The organism is Xanthobacter autotrophicus, from assembly GCF_030015065.1.
GTDB classification, from domain to species: Bacteria; Pseudomonadota; Alphaproteobacteria; order Rhizobiales; family Xanthobacteraceae; genus Xanthobacter; species Xanthobacter autotrophicus_D.
Genome location: NZ_JAIVFN010000373.1, coordinates 1 through 467, shown reverse-complemented (window position 1 = coordinate 467; position 467 = coordinate 1). Strand labels below are relative to the sequence as shown.

The following is a 467-nucleotide window of genomic DNA, read 5'->3' as shown; positions in this document are numbered from 1 at the left end:
GACGAGAAGCCGGGCGCGGGCCCGCCGTTCACGTCGGCCGACAGGAAGCCGTTGTAGCGCATCGCGCGCTCGGGACCGAAGCTGGGCTCGATCTTCATGAGCGCCGACAACGGCACCATCTCGCCCGTGGCCGAGCGCACCTTCAGCAGGCCGACGTCCTCCGCCCGCGCGCGGTAGGCCGCATCGGCCTGCACGCGCACGCTGTAGGTGCGGCCGAACTGGTTGAAGTCGTTGGCGTACAGGCTGCCCAGGTAGATCTGCAGCGTCTCGAAGATGTCCGTCACCGGCACGCCGAGCTGGCGCGCACGGGTGCGGTCGATGTTCGCGAACAGCTGCGGCACGTTCACCTGCCAGCTCGTGAACAGGCCCGCCAGCTCCGGCGTCTGGTAGGCCTTCGCCATGAAGGCCTTCACGGCCGCGTCCATCGCCTCGTAGCCCAGCGAGGCGCGGTCCTCGATCTGCAGCTT

At 69.0% G+C, this 467-nt stretch carries 1 protein-coding gene; it reads right to left on the bottom strand.

The window, feature by feature from the left end; all coding sequences use genetic code 11:
* The coding region (locus K9U40_RS23585) for an efflux RND transporter permease subunit (protein ID WP_282892489.1) at positions 1-467 on the bottom strand (467 nt) is incomplete at both ends.